The organism is Mucilaginibacter mallensis (genome assembly GCF_900105165.1).
GTDB lineage: Bacteria > Bacteroidota > Bacteroidia > Sphingobacteriales > Sphingobacteriaceae > Mucilaginibacter > Mucilaginibacter mallensis.
Genome location: NZ_LT629740.1, coordinates 1,586,212 through 1,604,607 on the forward strand (window position 1 = coordinate 1,586,212; position 18,396 = coordinate 1,604,607).

Sequence of the window (18,396 nt, forward strand, 5' to 3'; positions counted from 1 at the left end):
TTATATAACCATGATCTTTTGATTTCTGAATTCTATTACATCGCCGGGTTTAACTTTTAGGCGTTTGCGGTAATCCACCTGTCCGTTGTACTGCACTTCGCCCTCGGTTACAACTATTTGCGCTTCGCCGCCGGTTTGCACCAGGTTGGCTGCTTTTAGTAATTGTATCAACGGAATGTAATCGCCTGTAACTTTAAATTCTATCATGGAGGGGCAAAAATAAACTATTCGCAGAATAATGAGTTATGTTAACTTGTATTTTCTACTTTTGTATTTATGCTTTCGAACGTAACTGACCTCAAAGCATCTCCAGTAACTACACTTTCGTTTGAAAATACGGAGATAGCTTTTCGCCATGCAACCAATTTTGAGCTTAAACGCGCTTATTGGTTGTTCCGGATCATTAATGTAAATTTTTTAGTAAAGATTGGTCCGCCTGTTACAAACTTCGCCATTAAAATAGGCTTACCTATTAAAGGCATCATAAAATCAACCATTTTCAAGCACTTTTGCGGTGGTGAAACCATTACCGAATGCGATAACACTATAAAAAAACTGTACGCGGGTGGCGTAGGCACTATATTAGATTACTCTATTGAAGGTGAGGATGACGAAAGTGTATTTGATAATACCCGCGATGAAATTATCCGTACCATAGTTCGCGCCTCCGGCGATAAGGCTGTACCCATCACCGTATTTAAAGTGACAGGCGTAGGCCGCTTTTCATTATTGGAGAAATTGGATGAAGGCCTTGAGCTTACCATTGTTGAACAGGAAGAATGGAAAAAAGTACAAGCCCGTGTACTGGCTATTTGCGAAAAAGCTTATAAAACAAGTATCCCGGTAATGATTGATGCTGAAGAAACATGGATACAAAAAACCATTGACCTGCTGGCCTTAAACATGATGGCCCGTTTTAATAAGCAAAAAGCAATTGTTTACAATACCTACCAAATGTACCGTCATGATAAGTTGGAATCTATAAAACAGGATTACAGTCAGGCTGTTGCAGGCAGCTTTATTTTAGGTGCCAAAATAGTACGTGGCGCCTACATGGAAAAAGAGCGCAAGCGTGCTGATGAAAAGGGTTACCCATCGCCCATACAACCCAATAAGGAAGCTACGGACATAGATTATAATAACGCATTAAGGTTCTGCATTGATCATGTTGATGGCATTGCCATTGTAGCGGGTACCCATAACGAGGATAGCTGTCGTTTATTGGCCGACTTGCTGAATGAAAAGCACGTTGACCCTAAAAACCCGCATATCTATTTCTCGCAATTGTTGGGAATGAGCGATAATCTGAGCTTTAACCTTGCCAATGCCGACTACAATGTTGCTAAGTACGTGCCTTACGGACCTATAAAAGCCGTACTGCCATACCTTTTCCGCCGTGCGCAGGAAAATACTGCTATAGCAGGCCAAATGAGCCGCGAGTTGGGTTTGATTGTGAAAGAGAAGAAGAGAAGAGAAAGCACGGTAGTTTAAAGTCGAAAGTTCAAAGTCAAAAGTCTGTCGCGATTTTTTTTCACCGCGCGTCATTGCGAGGTACGAAGCAATCCCTATGCTATACAGAGCTGTGTGCCGGATCATGCTGAGGCACTCGAAGCATAAGCGGAAAGGCCTTTCCCCGCACACTTCGAGTGCCTCAGTGTACCCCATACGTAGAGATTGCTTCGTACCTCGCAATGACGCGCTGATTAGTAACATCCTGTAAATCTCTAAAATCCGCTAAATCCTGGTTCCCTAATCCCCATCCTCAGTAGTAAACTGATACGTTTGGGCATTTTCAACCGGCAGGCTGATCATATCACCCCGGCCCATTTGCCACCAGAAATGCAGGCGTGGCTTTTCGGTATTGCCTGTTTCGTTCATGGAATCTGAATCATACAGGCGGCCGTTTGCCATTACATATTTTATTTTTTCGCTATTGCGGATATCATCAAGCGGGTTGGCATTCAGTACTATCAAATCGGCCAGCTTGCCAATTTCAAGCGAGCCAATTTCTTTATCCATACCTAAATAGGATGCGCCGTTCATGGTAGCACAGCGGATAACTTCCATAGGTGTCATACCACCCTGGCCCAGCATCCACATTTCCCAATGGGCGCCAAAACCTTGTAATTGCCCATGTGAACCCAGATTTATCTTTGTGCCGCCATCGCTTATCTGTTTTACATATTTTGATATTTCTATATGGCCATAATCGCCATATTCAGATTCCGTTCTGCGGCGCGAGCGTGCATCTACTATAAATTGCGGTACAAAATTCAGCAGGTGCTGGTTTTTCCACACTTCCAAACGGTCGTACCAATAATTTTCACCAAACTGAGTGCCATAACTTACAATCAACGTAGGGGTATAGCCCGATTTGCTATTGTTCCACAAACTTTTCACATCCTTGTATACAGGCCAAACAGGTATGTTATGCTCAATACCAGTATGCCCATCTACTATCATATTCATATTGGTTTCAAAAGTTGAACCGCCTTCGGGCACTACTTCCATTTGCAGTTCTCTCGCGGCAGCAATAATTTCCTGACGTTGCTCCCGGCGGGGCTGGTTATAGCTTTTTACCGAGAAAGCACCCACGACCTTTAACCTGCGCAAATGCGAGCGGGCATCATCCAGACTATTTATTACTGCTTTAAAATCACCATCAGCACCGTATAAAATGGTGCCGGTTGAGTATATCCTCGGGCCAACCATGTGGCCTGATTTTACCATTTCAGCCTGACTAAATACCATCTCCGTATTAGTGGATGGATCATGGGCTGTTGTTACCCCATAAGCCAGGTTGGCATAATAATTCCAGTCCTGCTGCGGCGAAATACCATCAGGGCTGGGGTGCAGATGTGCATGTACATCAACTATGCCCGGCATAATGGTTTTACCGGCTATATCATAAACTTTGGCATCGGCGGGTATTTGTACTTCCTCATTTTTGCCAACTGCTATAATCTTATTCTGGTCGATAACAATGGTTCCGTTCTCAATCACCTGGTCGTCCTTCATGGTGATGATACGCGCGTTTTTGAAAGCTATTTTACCTGTCGGTACGTCAGTTTTTAGCTTCAATCCAATGTCTGTGCTTGCTGTATCTGCCGGGTTAAATTTATCGCCGATAGCAGTACCGATATCCCTCACATAATATCTTGGTCCCAGCGTCCACATTATTTTTTGGCTGTCCTTGCTCCAATGCAGGTAGGTGCCGGCGTCTTTAGTGAGCTTGGTTAGTGGGATAGCCTTATTATTTGCCGAAAGATCCTGCGGATTACCTGTTGTAACCATAGGCGTTATATAACAGTTAAATAGTTCGGTAAAAGCCATCCATTTGCCATCGGGGCTCGGGTTAAATTGCGTGGCATAAGTAGATGTATACAGTGTGCGTTGATTAGCACCGCTTACATCCATCACTCTGAAAGTTTTTTTATCGCCATCCTCACTCTGGTAATAGATTTTTGCGTCATCAATTGAGAATTGCGGATTGATGCCGTTATTGATGATCATCTGTGGCGTACCACCCATTACCGGTATCATATATATACCCGGGTTCTCGCCAAAAGCAAAGCCTGATACTTCGTTACCTACTCCTTTTACATAAATTATTTTATCGCCTTTATTTGAGAATTTTGGAGTATAATAAAACCCTTTATCAATAGTTAAGCGGGTAACAATATGTGTGGTCAGGTCGATATGATTGATAGAGGCTTTTAACTCATCCGTCCAGTCAATATAAATTAATGATTTGCCATCGGGACTAAATTGCGGGGAGTATTCCAGATCGGTGGTATTGGTTATGCGTGTAGGTACGCCATCTGGCAGTGTTTTGGTGTAGATGTAGCCCGCCGCATTAAAAGCTATTGTTTTACCATCAGGCGATGTGGTAATCTCACGTATCATTTTTACAGAAAATTCATCCTGGAAAACTTTTTGTTGGTAATGCAGCGCATCGCTAATAGTTTGAGTTGATGTTACCTCAAATGGAACAGGAGTTGTATTCAGGGTGCTGATATCCATGTGCCATATTTTCCCTTTGGAATAAAATATGAGGCCTTTGCTATCGGGGGTCCAGGCAAAATTGGGGTATACACCAAAAATAGCCCACGTTTCCTGCTGATCGTGTGACAGATCATCATAAACAGGCCATTCCTCACCAGTAGCTATGTTGTGCAAAAATAGCTCCGATTTTAAACGCACACGCTTTACAAAAGCCATCAGCTTGCCATCAGGTGATAGCTGCGGCCTGCAAGCGCCGCCTGTTCCACCTGCTACTATATTTATTTCGCCTGTTTCACGATTTAGTTTTTTTATGGCGTATATGCCTTTATTGGGGTCTTTATTATATTGAAAATTTGGGCCGGGGGTAACATCCTCGCTCCAGTAAACAAATTTGCCATCGGGCGATACTAAGGGTTCACCTGCATCCTGTTCATCATCTTTGCGTTTGGTAAGCTGTATACCATCGCCGCCTGCTTTATTATACAACCAAATTTCGCCTGCGCCCAATGATCGGGTATTGGTGAAGTGCTTGCGGGCCACCAGGTATTGCCCGTCGGGTGTCCACGAGGCATTGTTCAATAGCCTGAAGGATTCCTTAGTTATTGGATGCTTATCGCTGCCATCGGCATTCATTACCCATATATTATCGCCGCCATCTTTATCGCTGGTATAAGAGATCTGTTTACCATCAGGGCTAAACCTTGGCTGTATTTCCCATGCTTTGCCACCTGCCAGCAAGGTTGCCTTGCCGCCATCAATAGGGAGGTTATAAATATCGCCCAACAAATCAAATACAATGGTTTTACCATCCGGACTAACATCCAAATTCATCCAGGTGCCTTCATCGGTAGTTATAATAACTTTTTTTGACGGGCCGGGAGGGGCTTCAACGTTCCATTTCTGGGCGTTTACTGTAGTCACAAATAGGAGCAATATTATGGGCAGGTAAATGAACTTCATTATTATAATAATATGATTACGTTACGAAGATAAAACTATTGAAGTAATTGGAAGGTTTTGATATTGTCATTAAATTAATTGTGAGTGGTTGATTCTGGCTGATCTTCTAAAAGCGTCATTGCGAGGAACGAAGCAATCCCTAAACTATATAGATCAATGTGTTTAAGCCGTCATGCTGAGCGCTAGTCGAAGCATGTGGGTAAAGGCCTCTGCGCTCATATTTCGACTAGCGCTCAGCATGACACCCTCTCATGTACTTGCAAACCTGCTCCCCCCTGTATATACTTCCAATAATCCACTTTCCACTTAATTCTTATCTTCGCAATTAGTAAAACATAGTATACGCATTAACTACTCACTTAATCCAACTAATCAACCACTCACCATACATGACCATCCGCGAGCTCCTTAAACAATATTGGAACCATGATAACTTCCGGCCTATGCAGGAGGAGATCATAAAATCCGTATTACTGGGGCATGATACGTTGGCGCTGCTGCCTACAGGTGGGGGAAAGTCGGTATGTTTTCAGATACCTGCCCTGGCTAAAGAGGGGATATGTATTGTGGTATCGCCATTAATAGCTTTGATTAAAGACCAGGTAGAAGGGTTGAAAGCCAAAGGTATCAATGCTGTATCCATCGTATCGGGGATGAGCAAGCGCGAGATTGATTTGGCACTGGATAACTGTATTTATAATCCGGTTAAATTTTTATATCTCTCGCCTGAGCGTTTACTATCAGAGTTGGTGCAGGAACGCATCAAATACATGAAGGTAAACCTGATTGCCGTTGATGAGGCGCACTGTATATCGCAATGGGGTTATGATTTTAGGCCGCCGTACCTGCATATTGCCGATCTGCGTGAGTTACACCCGGATGTGCCTGTACTGGCACTTACTGCTACCGCTACTGCCGAGGTTAGGGAAGATATCCAACAAAAACTACGATTTACCAAGCCAAACGTTTTTCAAAAAAGCTTCGAGCGCCGCAATATCAGCTATGTGGTGATGAGCGAGGAAAACAAGCTGCGCAAGCTGCTTGATATAGCCAAAGGTGTAAAAGGCAGCGGTATTGTATATGTACGCAGCCGTAAGGAAACCGCCGAAATAGCCAGATTTTATAATGATAATGGTATCAAAGCCGATTTTTATCATGCAGGTCTGGGTGTTGAAGTGCGCTCCAAAAAACAGGATAATTGGATCAGGAACCATACCCGCGTTATTGTAGCGACCAGTGCCTTTGGGATGGGGATTGATAAGGCTGATGTACGCTTTGTGATCCATAAGGATTTGCCAGAGAGTTTGGAGGCCTACTATCAGGAGGCTGGCAGGGGAGGGCGCGACGAGCAAAAGGCCTATGCGGTGCTACTGTATAGTCCGGCCGACAGGTATAAAGAAGAAAAGAAATTTGAATTGAACTTTCCATCGATAGAGGAGATCAAGCGCATATACCATTGCCTGGCCAACTATTACCAGCTGGCATATGGAGCGGGGGCGGGCATTAGCTTCGATTTGGATATTGGCGATTTTTGTGCCCGCTATAAACTGGATGCTATTAAAACCCTCAGCGCCCTTAAGTTTTTAGAGCAGGACGAATATGTGAGCTTTAACGAGAGTGTTTTTCTGCCCTCGCGCTTCAGGTTCGAAGTATTTAATGAGCAGTTATATAACTTCCAGATTCAAAACCCCGGCTGGGATCCATTTATAAAAGCGTTGCTGCGCTCTTATGGTGGGGCGTTTGATGATTATGTGCGATTGCGGGAGTTCGATCTTTCCAAACGTACCCATATGAACACCCAACAGGTTATTGAAGGGCTTAATAAGTTGCAGGAATATGGTGTATTGAACTACCTGCCCCAAACAGATCATCCGCAGGTAACCTGGCTAAAGCCCCGCATGGATGCTGATAACCTGTATATTAATAAAGGTTATATTGAAACCCGTAAGGCTAATTACCGCAATAAAATTGAGGCCGTATTTGCCTACTTGTTGCATCGCCGTTGCCGTAGTCAGATGCTACTAGCTTATTTTGATGAAACCAATGCCCCCAAATGCGGCATCTGTGATATATGCCTCGAAGAAAAGCGTGAGCGCAATGCCGACGAGATAAGCGATGTGATCACTAATGAAATAGTAGAATTACTCAGCATATCATCACTTGATGCTTCAGAACTAATCACCAGCCTTAAAAATGGGGTTGAAAAGGAGCGTATTGAAACTATCCGTATGTTGCTTGATGCCGGGAAGATTAAGAGTGATGGGGTGGTGTATTATTTGTAACCCAGTTAAATCTCATTAAGCGTCATTGCGAGGTACGAAGCAATCCCCGACTGTGCAAAGTGGACTTGCATGTTTGAATATCGCATGAAGCCGCTCATGGGCGCGGAGCCCTAGTGTCAAGTCAACAGTCTTTAGTCGTAAGTCTAAAGCCATATTTCGTTCTTTTTGAATTTTGACTCAAGACTTTAGGCTCATGACTAGCGACATTTTATGATTGACACGACACTAGTTACTTTGGCTTGATCCAAAGTAACCAAAGATCAAGACAAAAAGATCCTTCCGCCCACAGGCAAAACACCCAGGCCCGCGCTTTTTGTCGGGCCTTTACCCGCTTTTAATTACGGTTCAATTAAAGTTCTTTCCTTATGAAAAGTGTGGTGAGGTTCCTTCTTTCTTCTGTCAGTAGAACAGCTTCGGGTGAAAGCAGGCAAAACGCTGGTGGCCTTGAGACCGGCAGGACATAGCAGATTTTTACAAAAGCGTAAAGGCCAGGTGTGTAGCGACAGCAGGGTAAAAATATAGCAGCCCAGGTTTTGCCTGATTTGCAGGACAATGGCCTTGTGCGGCAAAGAAGCATTTCTGCTGACTTGATTTTTTGTTTCTTTTGTATCAAGACAAAACAAATAGGCCTTAGCGGCTATGAGCGATACCATGCGACTCAATAGATAAATCAAACGATTTTTTATTGCCGCTTAATAAATTTAATAAGCAGTTAACCGGTTTATTAACCCATTTTTTAATACCTCCGGACTATCCTTGTCCTCTGGTTACCCCTTTCACGTGGCATAACCATAACCAATTAAACATAAACCGTATTAATTATGAAAACAACATTTACCAGCTATGGTAATGGAAAAACCTTTACCATGAAAAACATGATGAACACTTTACTTATCGCCTTAGGCTTTGTTACAATGAGTTGTAATAAAAGCACCAGTTACCTGCCGCCGCCGCAAAACCTCACCCCGGTAAAAACTACAACAACCGCTCCGCCCAAAAACTTTACCGCTGCTGATGCCACTACCGCTTATGCGGCTTTTAACAAGTATTTCTATAGTTCATCGGCCAAACTGTATTATAGCTCAACAGCCAAAAGTAGTTTAGGCGCTATATGGACACAGGCTATTTATTGGGACCTGGCCATGGATGTATATCAACGTACTAACGATCCTGCCCAAATGACCATGATCAATAATATATATGCTGGTGCCGTAACTCAGTACGATAACTATAACTGGAGCAATGCTACCGACTGGTTTATTTATGATGATATGATGTGGTGGGTAACCGCGCTGGCCCGGGCCAATCAGCTAACGGGTAATGCCACCTATCTGCAACAATCAATAGCTGGTTTTAACCACGTATGGGCAGGTTCATACGACCCGGTTGATGGTGGTATGTTCTGGGATTTTCAGCACAGCGGTAAAAACGCCTGTATAAATTATCCTACGGTAATTGCTGCTGTACGTTTGTACCAGATCACTAAGGATACTACTTATCTGGCAAAAGCAAAGTCGATTTACGCTTGGGCGAAGACGAATTTGGTTAATCCTGCCAATGGTGAGGTAGCCGATCATAAAATAGGTAATGGTGCCCCCGGTTACCAGGATTATACCTATAACCAGGGTACAGCAATTGGCGCTGCGGTTATGCTGTATGATGTGACAAAAGATGCATCATATATTACCGATGCCACAGCTTATGCCGATTATACCAAAAATAACATGTGTACCAATGGCTTATTACCTGCCGAAGGCGATTTTAATGAGCAGGGGGTAATGAAATCAATATTTGCGCAGTATATTATGATGCTTATAAATGATGGCGGCCAAAAGCAATACCTTACCTGGGTACAGCAAAATGCCAACACTGGCTGGCAAAACCGCGATGCCGCCCGCAACCTAACTTACAGGGATTACAGTGTAGCCTGCCCAACCGGCGATATACAATCATACGAAGGTAGTAGCGTAGTTACTTTTATGCAGATTTGCCCGCCAAGTAATTAAAGAGTTAATACCCACAATGCTCTTCTACTCGTCATTGCGAGGTACGAAGCAATCCCCAATTAGCAGAGCCGCTCTGTATAGTTGGGGATTGCTTCGTTTCTAATGATAACGTTTTGAGAAGTGATCGTCATCCGGGACTTGTTTCGGGAACTCACCAGAAGGAGGATGATCTGCATAATGGTAACTTAGAGTGTGGGGTGCTGAAACAAGTTCAGCATGACGTTTTTTGGGGAAGTCTATAGTTCTATATAACGCATACCCCCCTAACACCTCTCAATGAGGGATCTTTTTGCATCTGCACATCTGCATATCCGCACATTTGCATATCAATTCAATAAATTTTTTCCGCATTTCACCGATGTTTTTACCGGGCTTACCGATATAATCAGGGTGTACGTCTATTAGAGCAAATGTAGCTGTAACGTTTGCCTGCGCGTGTCTGTCTTATTGGTGTATTTAATAACAGAAATGAATCACAACAAATTGACAATCAAAAAAATAAATATCATGAAAACTAAAGTATTTACCCTTATAGCTATTGCAGCATTAGCTTTTGGAACAGTAAATTTCACTAACGCAGCTACCGTTAAAAACAATAAAGAAGTTAGCACCACTTTAACCAGCGTAAGCAAGATCAATAATATCGAAGTACGCGGAAACGTAGAAGTATTTGTATCAGACGGCTCAGCCGATGCAGTAAAAGTTTACAACCGCTACTATGGAGAAAACGCTGTAGTACAAAATGTGAACGGTACTTTAAGGATCTCATCATACAAAGCCGAAAAATTGGTAGTATGGGTTACTGCTAAAGATTTGAGAGGCATCAGTGCTTATGATAACTCAGTAGTTAAATCATTCGGTAAATTAGCTGAGATAGGTTTAGATGTTGCCTTGTATGATAACGCATCAGCCCAGCTTGACCTTGATGCTTACAGCGCCAACATCAACGTAAATGATCATGCCAAAGCCGATCTTGCAGGTAATGTTAGCGAATGCGATTTAAAATACAGCAATATTACTACTGTAAACCAATCACAACTGGTGGCCGAGCATTTAACAAAAACAGTTAAAGTAATAAAAGCCCACAAAACTCAAAGCGACGAGTTGGCCGAGTTATAATCAGCACTTTTGCAAAAGTTCAATCATATATCAGGAGCTATGACCCACGGGCCGTAGCTTTTTTTATTTATAAATGTAACATCCTTTGTATATTAGGGGTCATATAAACTCAAATAACAATAAACTACTCATCATGAAAAAGGCATTTAATTATATCATCCTGTTTATAGCAGGAGTTTCAATAGCGGTGGGAGCATCATCGTGCAGGTTTGGTTGTGTACACGGCTCGGGCCACCAAACCAGCGAAACGCGTAATGTAGCCAGTTTTACTAAGCTTGATATATCGGGTGGGTTTAACCTGGTGCTCAAGCAGGATAGTTCAACAAAGCTTACTATTACGGCCGATGATAACCTGCTTAAATATGTTAAAACCAATGTGAGTGACGGCGTGCTGCATATCCACACTAAAAAAAATATATGCAACGGCGGCCCAATGATTGTGCATGTAGGTATACGTGATCTGGAAGAAATCAAAGGCTCGGGTGCTATTGAGGTTACTGCTGAGGGTAAAATTGTTACCAAGGATATTGCTTTCCGCACCAGCGGTGCCAGTAAAATAACCCTCGACCTGGATGCGGCCAATGTAACTACAGAAACCAGCGGGGCTGGAGAATTATTTCTTACAGGTCAGGCCAGCTCACACCATATCGACATAAGTGGTGTTGGCAAGGTACATGCGTATGATTTTGTTGTCGGCAATTACTATATCAGCACATCGGGAGCAGGGGAGTGCCAGATAAATGTGCTGCACTCGCTTGAAATACATAGCAGCGGCGCATCTGAAGTAAAATACAAAGGCAATCCAGCAAGCGTGACCAATGATAAGTCGGGAGCTTCATCGGTAGAGAAGGTAGATTAATTATTATACTATATAATGTTGAAGGTCGGGGTCATATTCCGGCCTTTTTTGTTTTACGGATGTTTGGTTAACTTATAATAAAAAGTCTGTAACTATTTGAAGATAAATGGTATGGTTGTTTTGGATTATATGGAAAGTAATTATATTTAAGGAGTTGAAGCTTAACCGTCAACGCTAAAACCTGTCATGAAGAAAATTGGAAAAGGATTATTGTACCTAGTTATAGCAGTTGTTTTAATTGCCGTTATAGCGGTATCCTACATCACATTAGCATTGCCCAGTGTTGGCAAGCCTGAAAATATAACCATAGCCATAACCCCGCAACGGGTGCTGCGCGGTAAGTACCTGGCCAATCATGTATCGCTTTGTATGGATTGCCATTCGCAGCGCGATTGGTCGAAATCTATTGGTGCTATTGAGCCGGATAAGTTCGGCGCGGGTGGTGATAAATTTGATTCAAGCGATGATGGTTTGCCTGGTGTTATATATGTACCCAACATCACACCGCATAATTTAAAAAACTGGACGGACGGTGAACTATTCCGCGCAATTACTACCGGCGAGCGCAAGGATGGTTCGGCTATATTCCCGCTTATGCCATGGGATTATTATTCAAAAATGAGCAGGGAAGACTTGTATTCTATTATTGCTTATTTGCGTAAGTTAACACCAATAGTAACCAGTCCGTATCCGAAAAGGCAGTTGGATTTTCCATTGAACATACTGGTGTACACTATGCCGCACAAAGCCTCCTTAGGTGAGATACCCCCGCAAAGCGATACTATTAAATACGGGGCATATATAATAAATGAAGCAGCTTGCGGCGGCTGCCATTCGCCATTAAAAAATGGAAAGATCATCCATGGGATGGATTATGCCGGCGGGCGCGATTTTAAGATCCAGGGCAGATCCTATTATTCGGCAAACATCACACCCGATAAAGCTACAGGTATCGGTAACTGGACAAGGGAGGCTTTTGTTAACAGGTTTAAGTCCTATACCGATTCGGCAGGGGCAAAGCAAAAAAATGCGCACGCCATAAGCCCAATGCCATGGTATGATTACAGCGGGATGAGTGAAGCGGACCTGAAAGCAATATATGCCTATTTGAAATCGATAAAACCGGTTAGTCATAAAATAGTTAACTGATAGTTGTTGGTAATGGTTTATTCATCATACCTCACCAGTTCAAGTGTCCACACTTGAGTGATAGCAAATACGAGCGTCCTAGCTCGTTTAATAAATATGAGCGTGGACGCTCATCAATATTTTAAGTTCAAGCGTGGACGCTTGAACCGGCGGTGGAGCGTGGGCACTTGAATGGGGTAATCCCAATTCATTGCCGTTTGGCTTCAGCCAACGGCTAAATTCAAATAGAAAAGAGGCTTCAGCCAAAAAATATGAGGAGAGCCTTAAAAATGATTCTCATAATTTCTCATTTGCACTGCTTTCACACTTTACAATTTTTTAATACCTTTGCGCCTCTAAAATTGGTATAGTTATTATAGTATGTATACTATACAACAAACGATTAACTAAAATAGCCGCAAAAGATGAATATTTCACAGGAAAAAATTGATAACCTGAATGCGATCTTAAAGATCAACCTTAACCCTGAAGATTACCAGCCACGTGTTGATAAAGCTATAAAGGATCAAGCTAAAAAAGCAAAGATCCCTGGATTCCGTCCTGGAATGGTTCCTCCCGCTCATATAAAAAGAATGTACGGAAAGAGTATTTTGGTTGATGAGATCAATAATTTACTATCAGATACACTGAATAACTACATAAATGAGCAGCAATTAGAGGTTTTGGGTCAGCCATTGCCACAAGTTGATCATAGCAAAGAATATAACTGGGATTTCGCCGATAACTTTGAATTTAACTACGAAGTTGGTTTGGCCCCTGCATTTGATATCGATTTTTCATCAAAAGATAAAATAACCAAATATATTATCAAAGTTGATGACGAAACGCTGGCATCGCGCATAACAAATATCCGCAAAAGCTATGGCAAAATGACAAATCCTGACTTATCGGCAGGTGATGATGTGCTTTATTCAGAATTAGTTCAACTTTCACCAGATGGTTCTGTTTTTGAGGATGGGATAAGCAATACTACATCGGTTAGGTTAGACCAAATACAGGATGCCGGCATAAAGGCAGAACTGATAGGTTTACAAAAAGGAGCCGAAGTAGTGTTTGATATTCAGAAAGCATTTAATAACGATGCAGCTAAAGTTGCAGGTTTATTAAAGATAGAAGAAGATGCAGCCGCTGATCTGAAATCAAAATTCCGCCTTACAGTTAAGAACATTAACCGTTTAGAGGAAAGTGATTTAAATCAGGAGTTCTTTGATAAATTATTTGGTGAAGGTGTAGTAACTACTGAAGAGGAGTTTAAAGCTAAGATAACTGAAGAGCTTGAAACTATGATGCAGCAGGATGCTGAGCGTAAATTACAGGACGAGATATATCATTATGCGTTAGATAAAGTTGACTTTAATTTGCCTGACGATTTTCTGAAACGCTGGTTAAAAGCCACCAATGAGCAATTGAGCGATGATGAATTACAAGGTGGTTATAGTGATTTTGCAAAAAACCTTAAATGGACATTGATCGAGAACAAGATCATTAAGGATCAAAACATCGACATAAAATATGACGAAGTATTTGCCCTTGCAAAACAACGCCTGGCTCAGCAGTTCCAGATGTACAGTCCGCAGCCAATTGCCGAAGAGCAATTAGCCCAGTACACAGTACAGTACTTACAGACAAAAGAAAATGCCAACAAGATATTTGAAGAATTAAAAGCGCTTAAGGTATTTGATTACATTAAAAGCGTTGTTACTTTAAATGATAAGGATATTCTGTTTACTGATTTCAGCAAATTAGTAGCAGAGCATAAGCATTAATATTTTTAAGACCTTAGTCAGAAAGTCCGTAAGACGGGAAGTCCGAAAGCTCAAAACTGCTTTTTTACTTTCCGACTTTCGGACTTTCTGACTTCCGGACTAAGCTGATCCAAATAATTTTACTTTAAAAAAACTTTATGGTTTAAATTTTATTGAAGTAAAAACTATATTAGGGCGATTAAACCCCGCCAATTTACATAACAAGGATAAATAACAAATCATGGACAGTATCGATAAAAACGAATTCAGAAAATACGCTGTTAAACATCACCGTATTAACAGCCTTTACGTAGATAAATATATTACAGGAGTTGCCCAATCAGCATCACTTCCAACCTCAATGACACCCTATATCATAGAGGAACGCCAGTTAAATGTAGCTCAGATGGACGTGTTCTCGCGTTTAATGATGGATCGTATTATTTTTCTTGGCGATGCGATTTATGAAAATATCGCAAACATAATTCAGGCTCAATTGCTGTTCTTACAATCGGCAGATAGCAAACGTGACATCCAGATCTATATTAACTCTCCGGGTGGCTCTGTTTATGCTGGTTTAGGTATTTATGATACTATGCAATTTATATCAAATGATGTAGCTACAATTTGTACAGGTATGGCAGCTTCAATGGCGGCAGTATTATTATGTGCAGGTACCAATGGTAAAAGAGCTGCATTGCCACATGCCAGGGTAATGATTCACCAGCCATCAGGCGGTGCGCAGGGCCAGCAATCTGATATAGAGATTACCTATCATGAAATTACCAAATTGAAAAAAGAATTGTACCAGATCATAGCTGACCATAGCGGCGCGCCATTTGAGAAAGTATGGGATGCATCGGATCGTGACCATTGGATGATTGCTGAAGAAGCAAAAGAGTTTGGTATGGTTGATGAAATTTTGCGTGGTAATCACACAAAAGCTAAATAATTTATAATTAGATAAAAATAACTGGTTGAAATTGAAACAATTTGCAATACATTTCGTATTCAATTATCAATTAGTTATTTTTGATTAAACAAAAGGAAATCAGATGAATAAAAACAGCAAGGAGATCAGGTGTTCATTTTGCGGCGCCGGTAAACAGGACTCCCTGATGCTAATAGCCGGTCTTGATGCGCATATTTGTGATAAATGTGTTAACCAGGCCAATGAAATATTAGCTGAAGAGCTGAAAGTGCGTAAGGTAAAAGCCTCTCCTTCAACACCGGGTATATTAAAGCCTGCCGAAATAAAAGGTCACCTTGATCAGTATGTTATTGGTCAGGATGATGCTAAAAAGATATTATCGGTAGCAGTATATAACCACTACAAACGCTTAAACCAGCGTATTGACAAGGATGAGGTAGAGATAGAAAAATCAAACATTATAATGGTAGGTGAAACAGGCACAGGTAAAACCCTGCTTGCCAAAACACTTGCTAAAATATTAAATGTACCTTTCTGTATCTGCGATGCCACCGTATTAACCGAAGCCGGTTATGTAGGTGAGGACGTAGAAAGCATATTAACACGTTTGCTGCAATCAGCCGATTATGATGTAACCACTGCCGAAAGAGGTATAGTTTATATTGATGAGGTTGATAAGATAGCACGTAAGAGCGATAATGCCTCTATCACACGTGATGTAAGTGGCGAAGGTGTGCAACAGGCTTTGTTGAAAATATTAGAAGGTACAATGGTTAACGTACCACCACAGGGTGGCCGTAAGCATCCGGATCAGAAAATGATCACGGTTAATACCAGCAACATATTATTTATATGCGGTGGTGCCTTTGATGGCATTGAGCGTAAAATAGCAAACCGCCTGCGTACACAAACCGTTGGTTACAAAATGAAACGTGATGATGGCGAGGTTGACCTTAAAAATCTTTACAAATACATCACGCCTCAGGATCTGAAATCATTCGGTTTGATACCTGAGCTGATTGGTCGTTTACCGGTATTAACTTACCTTAATCCGCTGGATAGGGAAGCGTTGCACAACATATTAACCGAGCCCAAAAACTCCTTACTTAAACAATACAAAAAATTGTTTGAATATGAAGGTGTAAAGCTTGACTTTGATACCGAAGTGTTGGATTTTATTGTTGATAAAGCAATGGAGTTTAAGTTAGGTGCACGTGGTTTACGCTCAATATGCGAAGCGATAATGATTGACGCGATGTTTGAGTTCCCATCTAAAAAGGATGTGAAACAACTAACCGTAACGTTGGATTATGCGCATGAGAAATTCGAAAAATCAGACTTGAAGAAGTTGAAAGTAGCTTAATAAGGCTTTGTTAAAATATTAAAGCCCGGTATCATTACCGGGCTTTTTTTATGTTTGTTGTTAAAGCTGGAAGCTTTAACAATGCCGCACCACGAGTTACGCTACGCTAAACTCGCGGCAGCAGCTAGTGAGGTTGGTTCCCCTCTTAAGAGGGGAAGGGGTGTGTTTCTAAAACTAAACCAACTTCTCACGTTCAAAAAACTTTTGAATAGTATCCGGAGCAGTCATTAAAAAGGTTTGTATCCCCAGTTTCTTTGCAGTCTCTAAATGCTGTGGGCTATCATCAATAAACAATGTTTCGGCAGGATTAAGGTTATTTTCGTTTAATACCTGCTCAAATATCTCTGGTTCGGGTTTGCGCTTGCCGGTAAGGTGCGAGTAATAGGTTTTTTCAAAAAGTCCCTCATTATTGTTCATGCCAAATTCATCTTTTAAATAGCGGTGGACATAGTCGTAATGGATAGCATTGATATTACTCAATAAGAACGTGCGGTATTTATCTTTTAGTTTTAACAATAGTTCATGATTACCCTGTGGTATACCAACAAATATGGCATTCCAGGCATCATCGATCTGCTCATCAGTAAGTCCGGGCTTGTTAGTTAGCTCCCTTATACGCGCTCTGAAGCCCGCAGGGCTTATTTCGCCGCGCTCAAGCAGGTTAAATACCGGGTCCTGATGCCGGTGCCCATAAAAGTCATCGGCGTTGTTAATACCCAGTTTTTTCCAGGCATCCTGCACCTGTGCAAAATTGATGTTAAAAATTACATTGCCGTAGTCAAATATGATGTTTTTGATGTTTTGCATTGGTAGAAATTTAATAGTTTTATACCAACAATTCTACGAAAATTAGCTTACAGATAGCATGGAAATTGAGACAAACTCAGCAAACCGTGATTATAGTAGCATAAGTCCGTCGGCAAGGGCATTGCTGTTGCTTAAAGGGCTAACATCCATTCCGTTTGCCAGGGAAGCTGCTGGATTGATGGTATCGCCAGAGATATATAAACCTGACTATGAAAATACAGAAATTGGCTTTTGGGCAAGGCTACTACATTTTGAAAGCCGGTATCAAAGTATTGACCAGTTACTGAATGATCTGCCAGCCAAAAATATCCTGGAGCTGTCATCTGGGTTTTCATTTCGTGGTTTGGCCGCTTTGCAGGAACGTGATGTGCATTATATAGATACTGATCTGGATAATGTGATCAAACTAAAAGAAGGCTTTACAAATGCCTTAAAACAGGTCGGAAAGCCCTTAAAAGGCAAACTGGAAATATTGCCATTAAATGCCCTTAATAAGGATGCATTCAGAAAAATTACAGATCACTTTGATGAAGAGGAAATAGTAATTGTAAACGAAGGTCTGCTGGTATATCTGGATGTGAAAGAGAAAAAGGAATTATTAAAGATCATTCATGGTATATTAGAACAGCATGGGGGATACTGGATAACCGCTGATATATACATAAAATCAGAAAAATTAAATGCGGGACTTAAGATGAATGATGAGTTGACCCAATTTTTTGAGCAGCACCGGATTGAGGAAAATAAGTTTGATAGTTTTGAGGCGGCAGAAGAGTTTTTTTATGATGCCAGGTTTGTAATTGATAAAGAGGCCGTAGCTGATTACACAGAATCAACTGCTTTAAGTTATCTCCTGAAGAATTCAACTCCCGATCAGCGGACTAAAATGTCAGCCGTAGGGCGCATACGGGCAACCTGGCGATTAAAAATCAGAGAATAATGGCCCCCCGACGTTAAAAATTTCAAATTTCATTTCTGTATAAATTAAAAATTTCTACATTTGCAGCCTGAATAGCGGTAAACATTGTTTTAAACATAAATACCACGGTTTAGTAGTTTATCCCGATAAACTAATTTCGCGCCTATAGCTCAGTTGGTTAGAGTAGAAGACTCATAATCTTTTGGTCCCTGGTTCGAGCCCAGGTGGGCGCACTTGAAGTAAAAAGGCCG

Annotated in this window: 14 protein-coding genes and 1 tRNA gene; 11 read left to right on the plus strand and 4 right to left on the minus strand. The window is 41.6% G+C overall.

Features of this window, described 5'->3' with window-relative positions; all coding sequences use genetic code 11:
- Positions 1–207 (minus strand): RNA-binding S4 domain-containing protein, encoded by a 207-nt coding sequence (locus tag BLU33_RS06430; RefSeq protein ID WP_091370469.1) that lies wholly within the window; start codon positions 205–207, stop codon positions 1–3.
- A gap of 69 nt (positions 208–276) precedes the next feature.
- Between BLU33_RS06430 and BLU33_RS06435 the strand changes: the two genes are divergently transcribed.
- Positions 277–1,491, plus strand: coding sequence for a proline dehydrogenase family protein (locus tag BLU33_RS06435; RefSeq protein ID WP_091370471.1), 1,215 nt, complete (start codon positions 277–279; stop codon positions 1,489–1,491).
- A 258-nt stretch (positions 1,492–1,749) separates the two neighbouring features.
- Here BLU33_RS06435 and BLU33_RS06440 read toward each other — a convergent pair whose 3' ends face one another.
- On the minus strand, positions 1,750–4,965 hold the full coding sequence (locus tag BLU33_RS06440; protein WP_091370473.1) for an amidohydrolase family protein: 3,216 nt from the start codon (positions 4,963–4,965) through the stop codon (positions 1,750–1,752).
- A 389-nt stretch (positions 4,966–5,354) separates the two neighbouring features.
- Between BLU33_RS06440 and BLU33_RS06445 the strand changes: the two genes are divergently transcribed.
- On the plus strand, positions 5,355–7,247 hold the full coding sequence (locus BLU33_RS06445; RefSeq protein WP_091370475.1) for a RecQ family ATP-dependent DNA helicase: 1,893 nt from the start codon (positions 5,355–5,357) through the stop codon (positions 7,245–7,247).
- 338 nt (positions 7,248–7,585) lie between these two features.
- Here the strand turns inward: BLU33_RS06445 and BLU33_RS06450 are convergent, their stop codons facing one another.
- Positions 7,586–7,900 (minus strand): hypothetical protein, encoded by a 315-nt coding sequence (locus tag BLU33_RS06450; protein WP_091370476.1) that lies wholly within the window; start codon positions 7,898–7,900, stop codon positions 7,586–7,588.
- Between the two features lie 168 nt (positions 7,901–8,068).
- Between BLU33_RS06450 and BLU33_RS06455 the strand changes: the two genes are divergently transcribed.
- The 7 genes from BLU33_RS06455 (at position 8,069) to clpX (ending at position 16,419) form a co-directional block, all read left to right on the plus strand.
- Positions 8,069–9,253, plus strand: coding sequence for a glycoside hydrolase family 76 protein (locus BLU33_RS06455; RefSeq protein ID WP_197684573.1), 1,185 nt, complete (start codon positions 8,069–8,071; stop codon positions 9,251–9,253).
- A gap of 507 nt (positions 9,254–9,760) precedes the next feature.
- Complete coding sequence (locus tag BLU33_RS06460) at positions 9,761–10,372, plus strand: GIN domain-containing protein (protein WP_157682066.1); 612 nt, start codon at positions 9,761–9,763, stop codon at positions 10,370–10,372.
- 133 nt (positions 10,373–10,505) lie between these two features.
- Complete coding sequence (locus BLU33_RS06465; RefSeq protein WP_091370480.1) at positions 10,506–11,231, plus strand: head GIN domain-containing protein; 726 nt, start codon at positions 10,506–10,508, stop codon at positions 11,229–11,231.
- A gap of 186 nt (positions 11,232–11,417) precedes the next feature.
- The gene (locus BLU33_RS06470; protein WP_091370482.1) at positions 11,418–12,380 is read left to right on the plus strand and encodes a c-type cytochrome; all 963 of its coding nucleotides are present in this window, start codon (positions 11,418–11,420) and stop codon (positions 12,378–12,380) included.
- A gap of 404 nt (positions 12,381–12,784) precedes the next feature.
- Positions 12,785–14,146, plus strand: a complete 1,362-nt coding sequence (tig, locus tag BLU33_RS06475; protein ID WP_091370483.1) for a trigger factor — start codon at positions 12,785–12,787, stop codon at positions 14,144–14,146.
- Between the two features lie 220 nt (positions 14,147–14,366).
- Positions 14,367–15,077 (plus strand): ATP-dependent Clp endopeptidase proteolytic subunit ClpP, encoded by a 711-nt coding sequence (gene clpP, locus BLU33_RS06480; protein WP_091370485.1) that lies wholly within the window; start codon positions 14,367–14,369, stop codon positions 15,075–15,077.
- Between the two features lie 103 nt (positions 15,078–15,180).
- The gene (gene clpX / locus BLU33_RS06485; protein ID WP_091370487.1) at positions 15,181–16,419 is read left to right on the plus strand and encodes an ATP-dependent Clp protease ATP-binding subunit ClpX; all 1,239 of its coding nucleotides are present in this window, start codon (positions 15,181–15,183) and stop codon (positions 16,417–16,419) included.
- 174 nt (positions 16,420–16,593) lie between these two features.
- On the opposite strand, the gene BLU33_RS06490 is transcribed toward clpX, so the two are convergent.
- Positions 16,594–17,226 carry an HAD family hydrolase gene (locus tag BLU33_RS06490; RefSeq protein WP_091370489.1) on the minus strand — a complete coding sequence of 211 codons (633 nt, stop codon included), beginning with the start codon at positions 17,224–17,226 and terminating at the stop codon, positions 16,594–16,596.
- 58 nt (positions 17,227–17,284) lie between these two features.
- Between BLU33_RS06490 and BLU33_RS06495 the strand changes: the two genes are divergently transcribed.
- Together BLU33_RS06495 and BLU33_RS06500 are read left to right on the plus strand one after the other, a co-directional pair.
- On the plus strand, positions 17,285–18,166 hold the full coding sequence (locus tag BLU33_RS06495; RefSeq protein ID WP_091370491.1) for a class I SAM-dependent methyltransferase: 882 nt from the start codon (positions 17,285–17,287) through the stop codon (positions 18,164–18,166).
- A gap of 138 nt (positions 18,167–18,304) precedes the next feature.
- A tRNA-Ile gene (locus BLU33_RS06500) sits at positions 18,305–18,378 on the plus strand.
- The last annotated feature ends 18 nt before the right edge of the window (positions 18,379–18,396 follow it).

Bases quoted from the DNA above. Each gene is read 5' to 3' on its own strand.
- clpX (WP_091370487.1), top strand. From the start codon at position 15,181: ATGAATAAAAACAGCAAGGAGATCAGGTGTTCATTTTGCGGCGCCGGT.
- BLU33_RS06435 (WP_091370471.1), top strand. From the start codon at position 277: ATGCTTTCGAACGTAACTGACCTCAAAGCATCTCCAGTAACTACACTT.
- tig (WP_091370483.1), top strand. From the start codon at position 12,785: ATGAATATTTCACAGGAAAAAATTGATAACCTGAATGCGATCTTAAAG.
- BLU33_RS06445 (WP_091370475.1), top strand. From the start codon at position 5,355: ATGACCATCCGCGAGCTCCTTAAACAATATTGGAACCATGATAACTTC.
- BLU33_RS06490 (WP_091370489.1), bottom strand. From the start codon at position 17,226: ATGCAAAACATCAAAAACATCATATTTGACTACGGCAATGTAATTTTT.
- BLU33_RS06430 (WP_091370469.1), bottom strand. From the start codon at position 207: ATGATAGAATTTAAAGTTACAGGCGATTACATTCCGTTGATACAATTA.
- BLU33_RS06460 (WP_157682066.1), top strand. From the start codon at position 9,761: ATGAAAACTAAAGTATTTACCCTTATAGCTATTGCAGCATTAGCTTTT.
- BLU33_RS06440 (WP_091370473.1), bottom strand. From the start codon at position 4,965: ATGAAGTTCATTTACCTGCCCATAATATTGCTCCTATTTGTGACTACA.
- clpP (WP_091370485.1), top strand. From the start codon at position 14,367: ATGGACAGTATCGATAAAAACGAATTCAGAAAATACGCTGTTAAACAT.
- BLU33_RS06470 (WP_091370482.1), top strand. From the start codon at position 11,418: ATGAAGAAAATTGGAAAAGGATTATTGTACCTAGTTATAGCAGTTGTT.
- BLU33_RS06450 (WP_091370476.1), bottom strand. From the start codon at position 7,900: ATGGTATCGCTCATAGCCGCTAAGGCCTATTTGTTTTGTCTTGATACA.
- BLU33_RS06495 (WP_091370491.1), top strand. From the start codon at position 17,285: ATGGAAATTGAGACAAACTCAGCAAACCGTGATTATAGTAGCATAAGT.
- BLU33_RS06455 (WP_197684573.1), top strand. From the start codon at position 8,069: ATGAAAACAACATTTACCAGCTATGGTAATGGAAAAACCTTTACCATG.
- BLU33_RS06465 (WP_091370480.1), top strand. From the start codon at position 10,506: ATGAAAAAGGCATTTAATTATATCATCCTGTTTATAGCAGGAGTTTCA.